This window comes from Frigoribacterium sp. CFBP 8754 (genome assembly GCF_014841815.1).
In the GTDB taxonomy this organism is placed as follows: domain Bacteria; phylum Actinomycetota; class Actinomycetes; order Actinomycetales; family Microbacteriaceae; genus Frigoribacterium; species Frigoribacterium endophyticum.
The window spans coordinates 574,357-593,039 of sequence record NZ_JACYUO010000002.1; the positions used below are offsets into that span (position 1 = coordinate 574,357).

At 76.3% G+C, this 18,683-nt stretch carries 16 protein-coding genes; 7 read left to right on the plus strand and 9 right to left on the minus strand.

Annotated elements, in window-relative coordinates; translation table 11 throughout:
• Positions 1 to 79: 79 nt before the first annotated feature.
• A complete protein-coding gene (locus IFT72_RS09130) occupies positions 80 to 766 on the plus strand; it encodes an NTP transferase domain-containing protein (RefSeq protein ID WP_371741234.1) in 687 nt (228 codons plus the stop codon).
• A 113-nt stretch (positions 767 to 879) separates the two neighbouring features.
• Here IFT72_RS09130 and IFT72_RS09135 read toward each other — a convergent pair whose 3' ends face one another.
• Together IFT72_RS09135 and IFT72_RS09140 are read right to left on the minus strand one after the other, a co-directional pair.
• On the minus strand, positions 880 to 2,517 hold the full coding sequence (locus tag IFT72_RS09135; RefSeq protein WP_371741235.1) for an AtzH-like domain-containing protein: 1,638 nt from the start codon (positions 2,515 to 2,517) through the stop codon (positions 880 to 882).
• Positions 2,510 to 3,646 carry an acetamidase/formamidase family protein gene (locus IFT72_RS09140; RefSeq protein ID WP_244634388.1) on the minus strand — a complete coding sequence of 379 codons (1,137 nt, stop codon included), beginning with the start codon at positions 3,644 to 3,646 and terminating at the stop codon, positions 2,510 to 2,512. Before IFT72_RS09140 ends, IFT72_RS09135 begins: the two co-directional genes overlap by 8 nt.
• Positions 3,647 to 3,908: 262 nt before the next feature.
• Here IFT72_RS09140 and pucL point away from each other — a divergent pair, with 262 nt between their 5' ends.
• A complete protein-coding gene (gene pucL, locus IFT72_RS09145) occupies positions 3,909 to 4,817 on the plus strand; it encodes a factor-independent urate hydroxylase (protein WP_082514567.1) in 909 nt (302 codons plus the stop codon).
• A gap of 71 nt (positions 4,818 to 4,888) precedes the next feature.
• A complete protein-coding gene (locus tag IFT72_RS09150) occupies positions 4,889 to 5,404 on the plus strand; it encodes a nucleoside deaminase (protein WP_185233549.1) in 516 nt (171 codons plus the stop codon).
• 77 nt (positions 5,405 to 5,481) lie between these two features.
• On the opposite strand, the gene uraH is transcribed toward IFT72_RS09150, so the two are convergent.
• On the minus strand, positions 5,482 to 5,808 hold the full coding sequence (gene uraH / locus IFT72_RS09155; protein ID WP_056056861.1) for a hydroxyisourate hydrolase: 327 nt from the start codon (positions 5,806 to 5,808) through the stop codon (positions 5,482 to 5,484).
• Positions 5,805 to 6,347, minus strand: a complete 543-nt coding sequence (uraD, locus tag IFT72_RS09160; protein ID WP_192046203.1) for a 2-oxo-4-hydroxy-4-carboxy-5-ureidoimidazoline decarboxylase — start codon at positions 6,345 to 6,347, stop codon at positions 5,805 to 5,807. Before uraD ends, uraH begins: the two co-directional genes overlap by 4 nt.
• 42 nt (positions 6,348 to 6,389) lie before the next feature.
• Between uraD and IFT72_RS09165 the strand changes: the two genes are divergently transcribed.
• The 3 genes from IFT72_RS09165 (at position 6,390) to IFT72_RS09175 (ending at position 11,057) form a co-directional block, all read left to right on the plus strand.
• On the plus strand, positions 6,390 to 7,280 hold the full coding sequence (locus IFT72_RS09165; protein ID WP_192046204.1) for an FAD binding domain-containing protein: 891 nt from the start codon (positions 6,390 to 6,392) through the stop codon (positions 7,278 to 7,280).
• A 62-nt stretch (positions 7,281 to 7,342) separates the two neighbouring features.
• On the plus strand, positions 7,343 to 10,147 hold the full coding sequence (locus IFT72_RS09170; RefSeq protein WP_192046371.1) for a molybdopterin cofactor-binding domain-containing protein: 2,805 nt from the start codon (positions 7,343 to 7,345) through the stop codon (positions 10,145 to 10,147).
• A gap of 85 nt (positions 10,148 to 10,232) precedes the next feature.
• Positions 10,233 to 11,057 carry a carbon-nitrogen hydrolase family protein gene (locus IFT72_RS09175; RefSeq protein WP_192046205.1) on the plus strand — a complete coding sequence of 275 codons (825 nt, stop codon included), beginning with the start codon at positions 10,233 to 10,235 and terminating at the stop codon, positions 11,055 to 11,057.
• A gap of 198 nt (positions 11,058 to 11,255) precedes the next feature.
• On the opposite strand, the gene IFT72_RS09180 is transcribed toward IFT72_RS09175, so the two are convergent.
• From IFT72_RS09180 to IFT72_RS09195, 4 genes are all read right to left on the minus strand, one after another.
• Positions 11,256 to 12,278, minus strand: a complete 1,023-nt coding sequence (locus IFT72_RS09180) for a BMP family protein (RefSeq protein WP_244634390.1) — start codon at positions 12,276 to 12,278, stop codon at positions 11,256 to 11,258.
• Positions 12,279 to 12,510: 232 nt separating this feature from the next.
• Entirely contained in the window at positions 12,511 to 13,269 is a 759-nt protein-coding gene (locus IFT72_RS09185) for a response regulator (protein WP_192046206.1), read from the minus strand.
• A complete protein-coding gene (locus IFT72_RS09190; RefSeq protein WP_192046207.1) occupies positions 13,257 to 14,621 on the minus strand; it encodes a sensor histidine kinase in 1,365 nt (454 codons plus the stop codon). The genes IFT72_RS09185 and IFT72_RS09190 overlap by 13 nt, the downstream gene beginning before the upstream one ends.
• Positions 14,622 to 14,706: 85 nt before the next feature.
• Entirely contained in the window at positions 14,707 to 17,358 is a 2,652-nt protein-coding gene (locus tag IFT72_RS09195) for a phosphoenolpyruvate carboxylase (RefSeq protein WP_192046208.1), read from the minus strand.
• A gap of 72 nt (positions 17,359 to 17,430) precedes the next feature.
• Between IFT72_RS09195 and IFT72_RS09200 the strand changes: the two genes are divergently transcribed.
• On the plus strand, positions 17,431 to 17,766 hold the full coding sequence (locus tag IFT72_RS09200) for a hypothetical protein (protein WP_185233569.1): 336 nt from the start codon (positions 17,431 to 17,433) through the stop codon (positions 17,764 to 17,766).
• A gap of 26 nt (positions 17,767 to 17,792) precedes the next feature.
• On the opposite strand, the gene IFT72_RS09205 is transcribed toward IFT72_RS09200, so the two are convergent.
• A complete protein-coding gene (locus IFT72_RS09205; RefSeq protein WP_192046209.1) occupies positions 17,793 to 18,659 on the minus strand; it encodes an SDR family NAD(P)-dependent oxidoreductase in 867 nt (288 codons plus the stop codon).
• Positions 18,660 to 18,683: the final 24 nt, after the last annotated feature.

Consider the following 18,683-nt stretch of genomic DNA (forward strand, 5'->3'; position numbering starts at 1 on the left):
GCCGCCATCGTACGCAACCCGTGTTTCAGGGGTGTTGCCGTGCGGGCGGGGGCGGCGGCGAGGCTGCGAGGATCGGGGCGTGACCGAGCCGACCCGTGCCCCCTCGTCGCCCTCCGGCGTACCGGCGGGCAGCGCCCCCGGCGGCCGGGTCGTCGGCGTGCTCCTGGCCGCCGGGGCCGGCACGCGAGCGGGGCGGCCGAAGGCGCTCGTCCGTGACCCCGACGGCACGCCCTGGCTCGAGCGGGGGTGCGCGGCGCTGCTCGACGGGGGCTGCGACGTGGTGGTCGTGGTGCTCGGCGCGCGGGCTGGCGAGGCGCGCGGTCTCGTGCCGGCCGACCCGCGCCTCCTCGTGGTCGTCGCCGGCGACTGGGCCGAGGGGCTCGCCGCGTCGCTCCGCGCGGGGTTGGCGGCCGCGGCGGGGCCGGAGGTCGCCCGGGCGCTGGCCGACGCGGCGGGCGGTGCGGGAGGAGGAGCCGAGGAGGCGCGGTGCGCGCTGGTCTCGCTGGTCGACCTCCCGGGGCTGCCGCCGGCCGCGGTCGCGCGGCTGCTGGACGGCGAGGGCGCACGCTCGGCGAGCGCCCTGCGGCAGGCGGTGTTCGGAGGCCGCCCGGGGCACCCCGTGGTGATCGGTCGCGACCACTGGGCGCCGCTGGCGGCCACGCTGCACGGCGACTCCGGCGCCCGGAGCTGGCTGCACGCGCACGGCGCCGAGCGCGTCGACGCCTCCGACCTGTGGGACGGCGCCGACGTCGACCGCCCCGCCTGACGGCGAGCGCGACGCCGTCGCGCCCCGAGGCGACTCGTCCGGGGCCCTCCGTGGCGCTGCGGGCCCCGGACGAGTCACCTCGATCGCCCCGACGGCGCCGCCGCCGCCGCGCCTCAGCCGACGAGCGACGCCGCCAGGTCGACGAGCGCGAGGTCCGAGCCGCGCGGCCCCACCAGGCAGAGCCCCACCGGCCCGCCCGCGACGCGCAGCATCGGGGCCGAGACGGCGGGGCGCCCGGTGACGCCCGCGAGGCAGGTGAGGCGGAGCGTCGCCCCGCGCACGCGGTCGACCTCCTCCGGCGAGGCGTCGAGCCGGGGCGCCGACGACGAGGCCGACGGCAGCACGAGCACAGCGTCGCCGAGCACCGCGTCGAGGGCGCGACGGGCCTCCGCCAGGCCGACCCGCGCCTCCTGCTCCTGCTCGGCGTCGACGCTCGCCCCGACGGCGAACCGCGCCGCGACGTCCGGGGAGAGGACGCCGGGGTGCGCCTCGATCCACCGCCCGTGGCTGCGCCAGGCCTCGGCGGCCTGCACGACCCGGAACAGCTCGAACAGCGTGTCGAGGTCGCCGACCGCGACGGCCGCGAGGCCGGACAGCCGCCCGTCGTCGACGAGCGCGTCGACGACCCCGGTGAAGGCCGTGGCGACGTCGGGCTCGACCGCGGCGAGCACCCGGGGATCGACGACGACCGACGGCCCCGTAGCCCCCGAGGGACCCGACCGCGCGCGCCCCGCCGACCCGCCGGGCGCCGCCCCCAGCGACGCCTCCGCCGCTGCCCGCAGCGTCGCCGGGTCGCGCGTCAGCCAGCCCACCGTGTCGAAGCTCGGCGCCAGCGGCAGCAGGCCCTCCCGCGGCACGGCGCCGTGCGACGTCCGCAGCCCCCAGAGCCCCTGGTACGAGGCGGGGACCCGCACCGAGCCTCCCGTGTCCGTGCCGAGCCCGACGTCCGCCTGCCCCAGCGCGACCGCGGAGGCGGGGCCGCTCGACGAGCCGCCCGGCAGCGCACCCGGCACGGCCCCGTTGGGCGGGGTGCCCCACGACCCGTTGCGGCCGGCGACGCTGTACGCGAACTCGTCGGTCTGGGCCAGGCCGGCGACGCTCGCCCCGGCGGCGAGCAGCAGCTCGACGGCCGGGGCCGAGGCCGTCTCGACCGGCTGCTCGGCGAGCCAGGCGGGCACGCCCGCGCCGACCGCGTGCCCCGCCACGGCGAAGAGGTCCTTGACGGCGACGGTCCGCCCCGCCAGCGGCCCCGAGGAGGCGCGGGCCGGCACCAGGGGCCCGCTCACCACCCGCCACACCCGCGTGTCGACCGCGGGGCGCGGGGCCTGCACGTGCGCGGTCGCGATCCGCCACGGCTGCCCGGCCCCGCGCCTCCACAGCTGGGTGACGACGCCGCGGCCGCCGCCGGTCGGTGCGTTGACAGTGACCACGACGGCCGAGCCGGGGTCGAGCACGCGCACGTGGCACTCGTCGACGCGACGGGCCGGGGCACCGCCCCGCCGGGCCCGGAACGCCGTGATCGCGTCGTGCCCGACGAGCACGCCCTGCGCGTCGACGCGGACGCTGCCCGGGCCCGGCTCGAACGCGTCGGCCAGTGCCGCGGCGTCGTCGCGGCGCAGGGCGTCCTCGTAGGCGACGACGGCGTCGAGCAGGCCCTCGGGCAGCTCGCCGCCCTCGAGGGTGGTGATCGACAGCGGGGCGGCCGGCAGCGGGGTGACCGGCTGCGGGGCGGGAGCGGTCTCGTCAGGCACGGGCCGCCTCCTCGCGGTCGAGCCGCGTCGCGGCGCGGTCGCCGCCCACCAGCGGGACGCCGGCGAAGTCCGCCTTGCGCACCCGGGCGTGCACGCCCTTCACGAGGTCGACCACCTGCGAGATGTCGAAGTCGGTGGCGGCCGAGAGGTAGGCGTAGGCCAGCGACTCGTCCATGCCCCAGCGGGCCCGCAGCAGGGCGATCGCCGCGCGGACGCAGGCGCGCACCGCCTCGTCGAGGTCGGCGTCGAGCCCCGTCGGCACGAGGTCGTCCACGGTCTCGCCGAGCGGCCCGGCGAGCTCGCCGAACATCGCGAGCGCGTCGTCGCGTCGCACGAGGTCGAGCTGCACGGTCACGCGCAGCGACGCCTCCATCGCGGTCAGCGCGACCTCGCCGTCGCCCTGGGCGAAGTGGGGGTCGCCGACGTAGACGAGCGCGTCGGGCACCTGCACGGGCAGGTGCAGCGTCGTGCCGGCCGTGAGGAGAGCGATGTCGACGTTGCCGCCGAAGGCCCCGGGCGGCACCGAGTGGGGGCGCTCGGCGCCCGCGGCGGCGACGCCCATGATGCCGAGGAAGGGCCGCAGCGGGAAGCGCACGACGTGCTCGCCCCCGGGCACCACCGGCAGCGTGCCGATGAGCGAGCCGTCGGGCTCGACGTCCACCGCCGCGAAGACGCTGACCGGGCCCTCCTGCAGCGGGTACTCGCCGGCGAGGGCCCCGCGCCCGTGCCGGTTCGAGACGACGCCGTACGGCACGCGCGGCAGGGCCTCGACGAGCGTCACGCTGAGCACGTCGCCCGGCTGCGCCCCGCGCACCGCGACCGGGCCGGTGACGAGGTGCGGCCCGTCGACGAGCGGGTCGCGGCCGTGGGCGTCGGAGGCGGCGATCGCGACCGCGTCGCGCAGCACGTCGTCGGCGGCGACGCCGTGGGCGGCGAAGAAGCGCACCGGGTCGCGGCCCTGGTCGTCGAGCACGCCCTCGTGGCTGACCGTGTCGATCGTGACGCGCGTGCCCGGCTCGACCGTCAGCACCGCCGTGTCGGCGGCGCAGGGCAGGCGGCCCCAGAGCGTCGTCTCGGGCGTCGCGGGGAGGTAGTGGCCGGCGGCGACGGGGCCCTCCCCCGGCTGCAGGGGCCAGGCCGGGCGGGGCGGTGCGGCGGACGCGGCGGGTGAGACGGCCGCCGCGGCGGGCGGGGCGGCGGGCGGAGGAGCGGGGGCGGGGGCGGGGTGCACGGCGACGGCCTCTCTGGTCGCGCGGGGCCCGTGGCGGCCCCGGGTGACTCCCGACCCTAGGCGACGAGCCGTCCCTCCCGAGGGCCGTCCTGAAACAATCCGTTCACAAACGGCCCATCGTGAAACACGGCGTTCACACGAGCGTGTGAGGATCACGGCCATGGCGATCATCCTCGGCGACAACCAGTACGGCAAGGCGGAGTCCCGCCTGGTGCGCATCGTGCGCGACTCCCCCCGGCACGAGATCCGCGACCTCAACGTGACGACCGCGCTCCGCGGCCCGTTCGAGGCCGCCCACCTCGCCGGCGACCAGTCGGCTGTGCTGCCCACAGACACGCAGAAGAACACCGCCTTCGCGTTCGCCAAGTCCCACGGCGTGCAGTCGGTGGAGGGCTTCGGCCTCGACCTGGCGCGCCACTTCGTCGCCGACGTGGGCCCCGTCGTCGGCGCGCGCGTCGAGATCGAGGAGTTCGCGTGGGCCCGGGCCGTCGTCGACGGCGTCGAGCACGACCACACCTGGCTGCGCACGGGGCAGGAGGTCCGCACGGCCGCCGTCACGGTCGACGCCGACGACGAGCACGTCGTGGCCGGCCTGAAGGAGCTCGTGCTGCTGAAGTCGACCGGGTCGGAGTTCGCCGGGTTCCTCACCGACGAGTTCACCACCCTGCCCGAGACCCACGACCGCGTGATGGCGACGGCGCTCGACGCGAAGTGGCGGCTCTCCGGCGCGGCGGCGGCCGACCCCGACCGCGACTGGGACGCCCTGTACGCCTCGGTCAAGACGCTGATGGTGCGCGAGTTCGCCACCCTCCAGTCGCTGGCGCTCCAGCAGACGCTCTGGCACATGGGCAAGGCGGTGCTCGAGGCCCACCCCGAGATCGCCGAGATCCGCCTCAAGGCCCCCAACAAGCACCACTTCGCCTACGACCTCGACCGCTTCGGCCTGTCGAACGACAACGAGGTGTTCTGGGCCGCCGATCGGCCCTACGGTCTGATCGAGGCCACCCTCACGCGCGACGACGCCGCCCCCGCGGGCGACGCCTGGCGGGCGTCGGCCGGGCTCGCCTGAGCCCCGTCGCCGTGGCCACCCGACCCGCACCGCCCGCCGCCCCCGCGGCACCCGACCGAGCAGGAGGCGCCGTGAGCGCAGAGAGCACCACACCCGTCACCCGAGCGACCGCCACCGAGGCCGACGACGCCCGCTGGCTCGCCCGCACCATCGAGCTCGCGGTCGAGAACGTCGCCGCCGGCGGGGGGCCGTTCGGCGCGCTGATCGTGCGCGACGGCGAGCTCGTGGCCGAGGGCCAGAACCGCGTCACGGCGAACCTCGACCCGACCGCGCACGCCGAGGTCACGGCGATCCGCGCGGCGTGCCAGGTCGTCGGCGACTTCTCGCTCGCCGGCGCGACGCTCTACACGTCGTGCGAGCCGTGCCCGCTCTGCCTCTCGGCGTCGCTCTGGGCACGGGTCGACCGCGTGGTCTACGCCGCCGACCGCCACGACGCGGCCCGGGGCGGCTTCGACGACCTCGAGTTCTACGAGCTGTTCGGCCGCGACCGCTCCACCTGGGATCTCCCGGTCGTCGCCGCGCGCCCCGACGACGCCGCGGCGCCGTTCGAGGCCTGGCTCGCCCACGACCACCGCACCGACTACTGAGCGCCGTGCGAGGGCCCGTCACCGCCGGGGGCGCCCGGCCCCCGGTCGCCCGGCCCGCGGTCGCCCAGGCCGGCGGGTCAGCTGCCGCGGTACGTCGTGAAGGCGAACGGGCTCAGCAGCAGCGGCACGTGGTGGTGGGCCGACGCGTCGGCGAGCTGGAACTCAAGCACGACGCGCGGCCAGAAGGAGTCGCGGCCCGCGGCCTCGAAGTACGCTGCGGTGTGGAACGTGAGCCGGTAGACCCCCGCGACCAGCGCCTCCGGCCCGAGGTCCGCGACGCGACCGTCGGCGTCGGTGACTCCCTGGCCGAGCAGCGTGCCCGCCTCGTCGGAGAGGTCGACGGCGACGCCGGCGGCCGGGCGGCCGAGCGCCGCGTCGAGCACGTGCGTCGTGACGTGGCTCACGCGGCGGGCTCCCGCGGCGACGCGGTCTCGCTGGTGCGGCCGGTCTCGGCCGTCGCGGCGGCGAACATCTGGCGCAGCCGCAGCGCGGCGATCTCGACCAGCTGCTCGCCCACGACCTGCTTCTCGGTCTCGTCGTCGAGCTTCAGCCGACGCTCGAGCTCGTCGACGATCTCGGCGCGGCTGCGCCCCGCGGCGCGGATGAGGAAGACGCGGCCGAAGCGCTCCTCGTACGTGGCGTTGCCCTCGGCCAGCGCCTTGGCGAGCTGCGGGTCGTCGGTCTGCGCCGACGCCTCCTGCTCGCGTCGGCTGAACTCCTGCGCGGCGCCCTCGCCCGTCGGCGCCTCGCCGATGCGCGGGTGGTGCGCCATGGCCTCGTCGACCTCGGCCTCGCTGAGCGGGCTGCCCGCGGCCGTGGCGGCCCCGACGAGGGCGTCGACGTCGTCGAACGGCGCGGCCGCGGCCACCTCGTCGACCCAGCGCTGCACGGACAATGCGGTGGCCAGCCGCTCGCGCAGCTCGCTCTCGGGGAGGTCGATCATGGTCGCCACTGTACTGACCGCGACCGGGGGGCGGGTGCCGTCGTGGACCTGATCACCGTGCGCGAGGTGCGCACCCCGACGACGCGGGGCGAGGTCCGCTTCGGCCCCGGCGAGCTGCCCCTCGGCGGCGGCACCTGGCTGTACTCCGAGCCGCAGCCGGGGCTGACCGGCCTCGTCGACCTGACCACCCTGGGCTGGGCCCCGCTCGAGGTCGTCGGCGACGTGCTGAGCATCGCGGCCACGTGCACGCTGGCCGAGCTGACGCGGCTGCCGGCGGAGCCCGGCTGGACGGCGCACCCGCTCGTGCGCCAGTGCGCCGAGAGCCTGCTCGCCTCGTTCAAGATCTGGAACACGGCGACGGTCGGCGGCAACGTCGCGACGAGCCTGCCCGCCGGCGCGATGACGTCGCTGCTCAGCACCCTCGACGCCGTGGCCGTCGTCTGGACCCCCGACGGCGGCGAGCGCCGCGAGCCCGTGGTCGAGCTCGTCACGGGCGTGCGCGAGAACACCCTGCGCCACGGCGAGGTGCTGCGGTCGCTCGAGGTGCCCCTCGGGTCGCTGCGCTCGCGCACCGGGTTCCGCCGCGTCGCCCTGAGCCCCCTGGGCCGCTCGGGAACGCTCGTCACGAGCCGCACGGCGCCCGACGGCGAGTGGGTGCTCACCGTCACGGCGGGCACGACGCGCCCCGAGCAGCTGCGCTTCGACGAGGTGCCCGGCGAACGGGCCCTCGCCGACGCGCTCGCCCGCGTCGACACCTGGTACGACGACCCGCACGGCGCCCCCGACTGGCGACGGCACGTCAGCGCCCTCTTCGCGCACGAGCTGCGGGCCGAGGCGCTGTCGCCCGCCCCGACGCCGCCCGCGCGGCCCTTCGTCCACCGACCGGGCCCGGCCCGGTCGACCGGCACCCCGACCCGAGGAGGCACGGCGTGAGCACCCCAGGAGCAGCCAGCGGCGGCGGCGTGACCGGCCCGGCGACCGCCAGCGAGGCGGCCGTGCCGAGCCGCGCCTCCGGCAGGACGGTCTCGTTCGAGGTCGACGGGCGACCGGTCGACGCGCCGGTGGCGCCCGGCCAGGTGCTGCGCACGGTGCTCCGCGAGGCCGGCGTGCACTCGGTGAAGAAGGGCTGTGACGCGGGCGACTGCGGAGCCTGCTCGGTGCTCGTCGACGGCGAGCCCGTGCACTCGTGCATCTGGCCGGCGCACCGCCTCGACGGCCGCGCCGTCACCACGGCCGCCGGCCTCGGCACGGTCGAGCACCCGCACCCCGTGCAGCAGGCCTTCGTCGACGCCGCGGGCTTCCAGTGCGGCTTCTGCACCGCGGGCATGGTCGTGACCGCGTCGACCCTCACCGAGGCCGACCACGACGACCTGCCCCGGCTGCTCAAGGGCAACCTCTGTCGCTGCACCGGCTACCGGGCGATCGGCGACGCGATCTGCGGCGTCGCCAACACGACGACGCCGGCCGCGGGCGCGGCCGTCGGGCAGTCGACGACGGCCCCGGCCGCCCTCCGGGTCGTGACCGGCGGCGAGGAGTACACCCTCGACTTCCGCTCGCCGACGAAGCTGCTGCACCTCGCCGTGCTCGGCAGCCCCCACCCGCACGCACGCGTCGTGTCGATCGACGTCTCGGCCGCCGAGGCCATGCCGGGCGTGCACGCCGTCCTCACGCACCACGACTCCCCCGCGACGCTGTTCTCCACCGGCCGCCACGAAGACCGCGAGGACGACCCCGACGACTCGCTCGTGATCGACCCCGTGCTGCGGTTCCGCGGCCAGCGCGTCGCGGCCGTCGTGGCCGAGTCGGTGCGCGAGGCGCGTCTCGCCCTCGACGCCGTCGTCGTCGAGTACGAGCTGCTGCCCGCCGTCTTCGACCCCGAGCAGGCCCGGCGCCCCGGAGCCCCGCTGCTGCACGGCGAGAAGACGAGCGAGGTCTCGCGCATCGCCTTCCCCGAGCGCAACACCGTGGCCGCGATGCACGGCGAGACGGGCGACGTCGAGGCCGCGCTCGCCGCCGCCGACGTCACCGTCGAGGGCACGTGGCGCACGCAGCGGGTCAGCCACGCGGCGCTCGAGACGCACGCCACGCGGGGCTGGCTCGACGACGACGGGCGCCTCGTGCTCCGCACCTCGAGCCAGGTGCCCTTCCTCGTCCGGGACGAGGTGGCGCACGTCTTCGGCCTGCCGCAGGAGTCCGTCCGGGTCTTCACCAAGCGGGTCGGTGGCGGGTTCGGCGGCAAGCAGGAGCTCTTGACCGAGGACCTCGTGACGCTCGCCGTGCTGCGCACCGGCCGGGCCGTGCAGTACGAGATGAGCCGCGACGACGAGTTCACGGTCGTGCCGACCCGGCACCCGATGCGCGTGCGCGTGCGGCTCGGGGCCACCCGCGACGGCCTGCTCACGGCGATGCACGTCGACCAGCTGATGGACACGGGCGCCTACGGCAACCACGGCATCGGGGTCATGTACCACTCGGTGCACGAGTCGACCTCCGTGTACCGCTGCGCGAACAAGCGGGTCGACGCCGAGAGCGTCTACACGAACAACCTGCCGTCGGGGGCGTTCCGCGGCTACGGCCTCGGCCAGGTCGTCTTCGGCGTCGAGTCGGCGATGGACGAGCTGGCCCGCGAGCTCGGCCTCGACCCGTTCGAGCTGCGCCGCCGCAACGTCGTCGTGCCGGGCGACCCGATGGTCGTCACCGACCCCGACGAGGAGACGGACCTGCTCTACGGCAGCTACGGCCTCGACCAGTGCCTCGACCTCGTCGAGCGGGCCCTGGCGACCCCGAGCGACGACCCCGCGGTGGCCGCCGCCGACGTCGTGCCCGAGGGCCCGAGCTGGAGCGTCGGCACCGGCATGGCCCTCGCGATGATCGCGACCATGCCGCCCCGCGGCCACTTCGCCGACACGTCGGTCGCGCTGCGGCCCGACGGCGGGTACGACGTGGCCGTCGGCACGGCCGAGTTCGGCAACGGCACGACCACGGTGCACGGCCAGCTGGTCGCGACCGTGCTCGGCACCACGCCCGACCGCGTGACGATCCGGCAGAGCGACACCGACGTGGCGCGGTACGACACCGGCGCCTTCGGGTCGGCCGGGGTCGTCGTGGCCGGCAAGGCGCTGCTCGCCGCGGCGCAGAAGCTCAGGGCCGCGATGGTGGAGCGGGCGCTCGACCTCACCGGAGGCGCGGCGTCGGTCGTCGACGGAGGCCCGCTGCCCGAGGTGGTGACCGGGGGCGTCGTCGTGACCCGCGCCTCCCGCACCCCCGGGGGCGACCCCGAGCACGTCGTCGTCGACGCCGGGCAGCTGCTCGCCGCCGGTCCGCTCTCGGCCGACGGCAGCCACGACGGCACGCCGCGCTCGGTCGCGTTCAACGTGCACGCGTTCCGCGTCGCCGTCGACCGGTCGACCGGAGAGGTGCGCATGCTGCGCTCGATCCAGGCGGCCGACGCCGGCACCGTGCTGAACCCCGAACAGCTGCGCGGGCAGGTCGAGGGCGGCACCGCGCAGGCGATCGGCACGGCGCTCTACGAGGAGGTCCTGCTCGACGAGGAGGGGCGGGTCACCACGACCGCTCTCCGCAACTACCGCGTGCCCAAGTTCTCGGACGTGCCGCGCACCGAGGTGCTCTTCGCGGCGACCCACGACGACCTCGGGCCGCTCGGCGCGAAGTCGATGAGCGAGGCGCCGTACAACCCGGTCGCCCCGGCGCTCGCGAACGCGATCCGGGACGCCCTGGGCGTGCGGCCGCACGAGCTGCCCATGTCGCGCGACCGGCTCTGGCGGCTCGCGCGGGGGTGAGCGGGCGTGGCCGGGCGCGGCGGGGGCTGAGCGGGCGCGGCCGGGGGTGAGCGCGCGCGGCCGCTGGCCTACAGTACGGAGCACCATGCGCATCGCCCTCGCCCAGATCATCAGCACCGCCGACCCGGCCGCGAACCTCCGGGAGGTGGAGCGCGTCGCCGAGCTCGCCGCGGCCGACGGCGCCGAGCTCGTCGTCTTCCCCGAGGCGACGCTCTGCGCCTTCGGCGGCGCCGACCTCGGCACGGTCGCCGAGCCGCTCGACGGCCCCTGGGCGTCGTCGGTGCGGGGTCTCGCCGCCCGGCTCGGCACGACGATCGTCGTCGGCACGTTCACGCCCGGCGACGACGGCCGGGTGCGCAATACCCTGCTGGTCGCAGGGCCCACGCCCGGCGACGGGGCCCACTACGACAAGGTGCACGTCTTCGACGCCTTCGGCTACGCCGAGTCGGAGTCGGTGCAGCCGGGCGACCGGGCCGTCACCGTACGGGTGGCGGGCGAGACCGTCGGGCTGGCCACCTGCTACGACGTGCGCTTCCCCGCGCTGTTCCTCGCGACGGCCGCGGCGGGCGCCCGCGTCAGCCTCGTCTGCGCGTCGTGGGGCGCGGGCCCCGGCAAGGTCGAGCAGTGGCGGCTGCTCACCCGGGCCCGGGCCGTCGACACGACCACCGTCGTCGTGGCCGTGGGCCAGGGCGACCCCGCGACGCAGGGGGTCGAGCCCTCGGGCGGGGCGCCCACCGGGGTCGGGCACAGCGTCGTCGTGTCGCCGCTCGGCGAGGTTCTCGTCGAGCTCGGCGCAGCGGCCGAGCTCCGCGTCGTCGACGTCGACCTCGCCCAGGTCGACGCCGCCCGCGGATCGCTGCCCGTGCTGGCGAACCAGCGCTTCGCGGTCGCGAGCGGGCCGCAGGGCTGACCCGCGCCTCCGGACCGGCCTGTCGCTCGGCGGTTCGAGAGCGCCCTCGGGGCCTCGAGGAGGGTCCGCCGCCACCGCTGATCCACTCCAGAGTGGATCAGCGGTAGGCGTGGGTGCTTCCCGGGCGACGGGACCCGCAGGTCGGCCGCGGCAGCGCCAGCTCTGGCCGCTCTGGCCGCGCTCCGGCGCCCTGACCCGCTACGGCGCGCTGGGCGACTCGACGACGAGCTCGCCGCTGACGATGCTCGCGCGCACCGCGTCGAGCTCGGCCTGCAGCTCGGCGGGGACCGACGAGGCGAGGTCGTGGAACGGCGCGATGTCGACGCCGCCGTTGTCGAGCGTGCCGACGTAGGGCTCCGCCGTGAACGAGTCGTCGGTCGACGAGACGGCGATCTGCTGCACGGCCTGCTCCGTGTCCTTGATCACCGAGGTGAGCATGATGGGCCGGTACTCCTCGGGGAGCGTGTCGTAGCCGTCGTTGTCGACCCAGATCACCGAGACGCCGCCCGCGTCGAGGGCCGCGGAGGCGGCGCCCTCGCCGACCTGCCCGGCCACCGGCATGATCACGTCGGCGCCCTGGTCGATCAGCGCCTGCGCCAGCTGCTTGCCCTTGTTGACGTCCTCGAAGTCGCCGGTGAACGACCCGTCCTGCGCCTCCTTCGACCAGCCGAGCAGCTCGACCGCGGTGCCGTGCGCGGCGTTGTAGGCGTCGACGCCGTCCGAGAAGCCGTCCATGAACAGCGTCACGGGCGGCTGGTTGCCGCCGCCGAAGGTCGCCACCGCGCCGGTCTTGCTGACCCCGGCCGCGAGGTAGCCGGCGAGGTACGAGGCCTGCGCCGTGTCGAACAGGATGGGCTTGACGTTCTCGCCCTCGACGCTCTCGTCGACGATCGCGAAGTCGATGTCGGGGTTCGCGGCGGCCTGCTCCTGCGTCGCCGCGGCGAGCTCGTAGCCGACCGTCAGCACGAAGCCGCAGCCCGAGCCCACGGCCTGCTCGACGTTGGGGGCCAGGTCGGTCTCGCTCGTCGACACGAGCACCTTCGCGTCGATGCCGTCCTCGGCCTGGGCCGCCTGGAGGCCCGCCCAGCTCGACTGGTTGAACGACCGGTCGTCGAGGCCGCCCGAGTTCGTGACCATGCGGGCGCAGTGCGTGCTGTCGGTCGCGGCGACGTCGTCGCTCGGCGCGGACGCGCAGGCGCTGAGCAGCACGAGGGCCGACAGGCCGACGACGCCCCCGAGGAGGCGCGAGGGGCGACGAGCGGACGACGCGCGGGCCGGGGCGGCGGGGCGGACGACGGCGGCGGGGCTGCCGGTGCGGGCGGGGCGGACTGACACGACGGGGAGACCTCCGGGCTGGGGGATGCTGCAGGGGTGAGCAGCATCATGGCACCGATCGGCCGCCGTGCCGCCTCCGTGACGCCGACGCGCGCGCCCTCGAGGGCGGGGCGTGACGTCAGCGCGCCCCGCCGACCCGGTGCACCAGCATCGCCAGGTCGACCCGCCCCTCCACCTCGAGCTTCTCGTAGACGTGGCCGACGTGCGTCTTCACCGTCGCGAGCGTGATGAACAGGTCGGCCGCGACCTGCGCGTTCGTGAGGCCGCGCGCCACCGCCCGGGCGACCTCCGCCTCCCGCTCGGTCAACCGCTCGAAGCGCTCGACCTCGCCGACCACCGCGGCGGCGTCCACGCCCGTGCTGGCGACCGGGCCCGCGCCCTGCCCCGCTCCTGGCCCCGCTCCTGGCCTCGCTCCCCCGCCGCGCCCGGCCGCCACCTCGATCACCCGGTCGAGCACCGACGGCGAGAGCGTCGACCGCCCCTCGGCGGCCGCGTGCACGGCGGCGACCAGCTCGGCCGGCGGCGTGTCCTTGAGCACGAAGCCGCGGGCACCGCTCCGCAGCGCCCCGAGCACCATGTCGTCGGCGTCGAAGGTCGTCAGCACGAGCACCGCGAGGTCGGGCCGCCGCCGCAGCTCGCGGGCGGTGGCGTCGAGTCCGTTGCAGCGCGGCATGCGGATGTCCATCAGCACGACGTCGGGCCGGGTGCGGGCGATGACGGCCTCGGCGGCCAGGCCGTCCTCCGCCTGGCCCACCACCTCGATGCCCGGGTCGCCGCCGAGGAGCAGCAGCAGGCCCTCGCGCACCAGGCGCTCGTCGTCGACCACGACGACGCGCACGGGGGCCGGCCCCGGGGAGTCGCGGGTCACCTCGTCCACGGCAGCCGCGCCTCCACGGTGAACCGGCCGTCGGCGTGCTCGACGGTCAGCGAGCCGCCCGCCAGCCGGGCCCGCTCCTCCAGGCCCGTCAGGCCGTGGCCCCGGCCGGGCACGCTCAGGCCGTCGCCGTCGCCGTCGCCGTCGCCGCCGCCGCCGAGGCCGTCGCCGCCACCCGTCGCGCTCGTGGTCGGGTTCTCGACCCGCACCCGCAGCTCGCGCCCCGGGCGCCCCGAGAGGCTGACCGTCACCGGCTGCCCCGGTGCGTGACGGCGCGCGTTCGTGAGGCACTCCTGCACGACGCGGAAGGCGTGGCGGGAGGTCGACGTCGGCAGCGCCTCCAGCCCGCGGCGCGTGTCGTCGTCGACCCGCAGCGTCACCGCGGCGCCGGCCGCGCGGGCCTCGTCGAGCAGGCCGTCCAGGCCCGCCAGCGTCGGCTGGGGCGGCACGGCCGCGGCGCTGGCGGCGGTGTCGTCGGAGTCGGGGTCGCCGTCGGGGTCGGCGTCGGGCCCGTCGCCCCCGCGCGCCCCGTCGCGCAGCACGCCGAGCACCTCGCGCAGCTCGGTGAGCGCCGCCCGGGCGTTGTCCCGGATGACCCCGGCCGTCGCCCGGGTCTCGGCCTCGCCGAGCCCCTCGCGGTACTCGAGCGCCCCGGCGTGCAGCGCCACGAGCGAGAGCCGGTGGGCGAGCACGTCGTGCATCTCGCGGGCGATCCGCGTGCGCTCGTGGTCGCGGGCCTGGGCGAGGCGCAGCGACTGCTCCTCCTCGGCGAGGCGGGCCCGCTCGCGGAGCGAGCGCAGCAGCTCGCGGCGGCCCCCGACGTAGAGGCCCACGGCGACGAGGAGGGCGACGACGAGCGCCGAGACCGCGACCAGCTGCCAGAGGGGCGTCGCTGCCGAGGCCTGCGTGACGATGCGGTCGCCGAGCACCGACGCCCCGACGAAGACGACCGACACGAGGCCGATCTCGACCGGGCGACGACGGGTCGCCAGCGAGACGGTGGCGAGCACCGCGGCGCCGATGCCGAGCGCGGAGGCCCCGCAGAGCGCCACGGCGACGAGGGCCACCACCAGGGGCGCGTGCCGCCGGAAGGGCACGAGCACGAGGGCGGCCGACCCGAGAACGAGGTCGAGCAGCACCAGCAGCGTGAAGCGGGGCTCGCCGAGGCCCTCGGACACCGCGGGGTCCGAGAACCAGACGACCACGAAGAGCAGGAGGCCCACGACCGCGGCGACGACCCAGCGCCAGGTCTCCGACCAGAGGCGCGCCGCAGCGCCCGGGCGGTCGTCGTCGACCGGGCGGCCGACGTCGGCGGGGCTCAGGGGCGGGCTCGCGGGGCGTGCTGTCGCGGTCATGCGGCGAGCCTACGGAGCGGCCCGCGGGCCCCGGATCGACCGAAGGTCGGAGATCCCGGCCCCGCGCCCGTGCCGGTGCCCGGCGTCATCCGGTGTTCTGCAGCCCCGCGGCGATCCCGTTGACGGTGAGCAGGAGGAGGCGGTGGTCGGCGTCGGCCGGGTCCTTCTCGACCGCGCGGCGGATGCCCCGCAGCGCCCGCAGCTGCAGCAGCGACAGCGCGTCGACGTACGGGCTGCGGAGGCGCACCGAGCGCTTGAGCACCGGTCGCCCCTCGAGCACCTCGGCGTGGCCGCTGACGCGGAGCACCCACTCGCGGGTCAGCGCCATCTCGGCGAGCACCCGGTCGGCGAGGTCGGTGCGCTCGGCCAGGCCGAGGTACTCGCGGGCGATGTGGTCGTCGGTCTTGGCGAACGACAGCTCGACGTTCTTGATCATCGTCGTGAAGAGCGGCCACGACGCGTACGCCTCGCGCAGCAGCTCGACGTCGCCCACCGCGGCGAGGGCGGAGCCGAGGCCGTACCAGCCCGCGAGGTTGATGCGCGCCTGGGTCCAGGCGAACACCCACGGGATCGCCCGCAGGTCCTCCAGCGACTCGACCGAGAGGCCGCGCCGCGCGGGGCGGGAGCCGAGCGCGAGCAGGCCCACCTCCTCCATCGGGGTGACCGTGGCGAACCACTGGGCGAAGCCGTCCGCCTTGACGAGGCCGAAGAAGGCCTCCTTCGAGGCGGCGTCCATCGCGCTCGCGAGCGGGGCGAAGCGCTCCGCCGCGGCGGCGTTGCGCGCGGCCGTGGCGGGGCTCGACGCCTGCAGGGTCGCGGCGGCCATCTGCTCGATGTGCCGCGCGGCGATGGTCTTGTTGCCGTAGTGCGCCAGGATCACCTCGCCCTGCTCCGTGATCTTGAACCGCCCCTCCACCGATCCGGGCGGCTGGGCCCGGACGGCCTCGTGGGCCGGCCCGCCGCCGCGGCCCATCGAGCCGCCGCGGCCGTGGAAGAGCGTCAGCACGATCCCGTTGCGCTCGGCCCACTCGGCGATGCGCGCCTGGGCGTCGTACAGCGCGAAGCTGGCGCTGACCGGCCCGACGTCCTTCGACGAGTCGGAGTAGCCGAGCATGACCTCGAGCCGACGGCCGTTCGCGGCGAGGCGACGCTGCACGGGCTCGGTCTGCAGGGCCTCCTCGAGGATGCGCGTCGACGCCTCGAGGTCCGCGAACGTCTCGAAGAGCGGGATGACGTCGAGCACGGGTGCCGCCTCGGCCGAGCCGAGCGCGAGCTCGGCCAGCTCGACGACGTTCGCGAGGTCGGCTGACGACTGCGTGAACGAGACGATGTAGCGCGAGGCGGCCTGGCGCCCGAAGCGCTGCTGCAGCTCGGCGACCACGCGGAACACCTCCAGCACCTCGACGGTGGTGGGGCTGAGCTCGCCGCCGGCCCGCGCCTCCTCGAGGGCGTTCCGGTGCACCTGCGAGTGCTGGCGCACCTCGAGCTCGGCGAGGTGGAACCCGAAGGTCTCGACCTGCCACACGAGGTTCTGCAGCTCGCCGTTCGCGGCGCGGTCGGCCCCCGCGGCCCGCAGCGAGCGCTGCACGGTGCGGAGGTCGTCGAGCAGCTCGTCGGGGCGGCCGTAGGCGAGGGGCTCCTGGCCGAGGCGGGTCGCCTCGAGGCGGGCCGCGACGAACAGCAGCACGCGGCGGTGGCTCTCGTTCGGCGAGCGGATGCCGATGCGCGAGGCGACGTCGGGCTCGAGCTGCCGCTGCTGCTCGGCGAGCGCCACGAGGCCCTCGTCGCCGGGGGTGTCGGCCTCGTCGAGGGTGAGGGTGCTGCCGATGCGCGTGGTCGCGCGCTGCAGGCCGATCAGCACGTGCTCGGAGGCGATCTCGGCCGCGGCCCGCGTGACCTCGGCGGTGACGTGCGGGTTGCCGTCGCGGTCGCCGCCGATCCAGCTGCTGAGGCGCATGAAGGCGGGGGCGCGCACCGGCTCGCGACCGGCGCCGTCGCCCTGGAGGCGGTCGTCGAGCAGGCGGTAGACGGTCGGCACGACCTCGAAGAGCGTCTGGTCGAAGACGTTCATCGCGGTGCGGACCTCGTCGAGCGGGGTCGGGCGCGTCGTGCGGAGCGGCGAGGTGCGCCACAGCGTGTCGATCTCCTCCAGGAGGCGGCGCTGCGTCTCGGCGCCGGTCACCTCGTTGGCGGAGATGTCGCGCTCGGCGAGCAGGTCGCTGATGCGGCGGATGGTCGACGCGACGGCGCGGCGGCGGGCCTCCGTCGGGTGCGCCGTGAAGACGGGCTGGAAGCGCAGCTCGGCGAGGCGCCGCGACGCCTCGTCGGCGCCGAGCTCGTCGACCAGCCGCTCGACGGCGGCCGGCAGGGAGTCGGGGCCCGAGCCGCGGCGCGTCAGCACGCGCACGCGGTGGTGCTCCTCCGCGAGGTTGCTGAGGTGGAAGTAGCAGGTGAAGGCGCGGGCGACCTGCTCGGCGCGCTCGTGGTCGAGCGACTCGACGAGGTCGCGGGCGCGGGCCCTCGCCACCTCGTCGGTGTCGCCCTCGTAGGCGCCGATCACGGCGGCGCGCAGGGCCTCGACGTCGGCGAGCAGCTCGGGGCCGCCCGCCTCGGTGAGCACGCGCCCGAGGAGGCTGCCGAGGAAGCTCACGTCGGCGCGGAGGGCCGCGTCGACCTCGCCCCGGACGTCGTCGCGGGAGGTGCCGTCAGGGCGTCGGGGGGTCTCGGTGTCCGTCACGCGACCATTCTGTGGCACGCGGGCGGAGTGTGACGAACATCGGGGGCCCCGGGGTCGCCCTAGGGTGGCGGCATGACCCCCGAGCCCTCCGCGAAGACCGTCCAGCTGCGCCGCTACGACCTGGTGCCGGGGGTGCTCGACGACTTCCTCGCGTGGTTCCACGCCGAGATCGTGCCCGTGCGCACCGCCCAGGGCTTCACGGTCGAGTTCGCGTACGCCGACCGCGAGGCCGAGCAGTTCACCTGGGCGGTCAGCGTGCCCGGCGACGCCGCCGCGTTCACCGCCCTCGAGCAGACGTACCTCGCCAGCGAGGGCCGGGCCGCGGCGTTCGCCGGCCAGCCGACCCGCGTCGCCGTCTCGCACGTGCGCCTGGTCGAGACCGTCGTCGAGGCCGGCAGCCGCCCGTAGCCGCGCCCGCCCCGCGGCGGCGGGCGTCAGGCGGCGGAGACGCCGACCATCGCCGCGCTGCGCTCCCACAGGCCGCGCGAGAGCTCGCGGTCGCCGGCCTGCGCCGCGACGCGGCCGGGGGCCTTCAGGCGGTCGAAGTAGTTGCCGCTCGGGGCGGGCACCGAGGCCGCGGCCGCGAGCCGGACGAGGGGCTCGGCGCCCTGTTCGGTGCTGATCGCGAGGTTCTTGGCGAGGCTGACGACGGGGCCGCCGCCGCCGAAGCTCGAGGCGACGAAGCCGGGGTGGAAGGCGAAGGCGTCGACCGCGGTGCCGCGGAGGCGGCGCGCCAGCTCGCGCGTGAAGAGCACGTTCGCGAGCTTCGACGTGCCGTACGCCCGCATGCCGCCGAGCCAGGGGCCGCGCGAGCTGTCGAGGTCGTCGAGGTCGACGCGGCCCATCAGGTTGCCGGCGCTCGACGTCTGGACGATGCGGACGGCGCCCGGCGGGACGTCCTGCGCGGTCTCGGTGAGGCGCGGCAGCAGGATCGAGGTCAGCAGGAAGGCCGCGAGGTGGTTGCTCTGCAGCGTCGTCTCGAAGCCGTCGCCGGTGGTGCCGCGCTCGGGCATCAGGCCGCCGGCGTTGTTCGCCAGCACGTGGATGCGCGGGTGGTCGGCGAGCAGCTGCTCGCCGAGCGAGCGCACGGCGGCGAGGTCGGTGAAGTCGGCGAGGTAGGCCTGGCCGCCGACCTCGTCGGCGACGCGGCGGGTGCGCTCGGCGTTGCGCCCGACGACGGCGACGGTGGCGCCGAGGCCCGACAGGGCGACCGCCGCCGCGCGGCCGATGCCCGAGCTCGCGCCGGTGATCACGACCGTGCGGTCGTCGAGTCGGGCGGGGGCGGGCAGCGTGACGGTCATGCCGTGCACGATAGCCGCGCGCCC

Excerpts from the sequence above, each read along its gene's own strand:
- pucL (WP_082514567.1), top strand. The coding sequence starts at position 3,909 with ATGGCGATCATCCTCGGCGACAACCAGTACGGCAAGGCGGAGTCCCGC.
- uraD (WP_192046203.1), bottom strand. The coding sequence starts at position 6,347 with ATGATCGACCTCCCCGAGAGCGAGCTGCGCGAGCGGCTGGCCACCGCA.
- IFT72_RS09175 (WP_192046205.1), top strand. The coding sequence starts at position 10,233 with ATGCGCATCGCCCTCGCCCAGATCATCAGCACCGCCGACCCGGCCGCG.
- IFT72_RS09190 (WP_192046207.1), bottom strand. The coding sequence starts at position 14,621 with ATGACCGCGACAGCACGCCCCGCGAGCCCGCCCCTGAGCCCCGCCGAC.
- IFT72_RS09200 (WP_185233569.1), top strand. The coding sequence starts at position 17,431 with ATGACCCCCGAGCCCTCCGCGAAGACCGTCCAGCTGCGCCGCTACGAC.
- IFT72_RS09205 (WP_192046209.1), bottom strand. The coding sequence starts at position 18,659 with ATGACCGTCACGCTGCCCGCCCCCGCCCGACTCGACGACCGCACGGTC.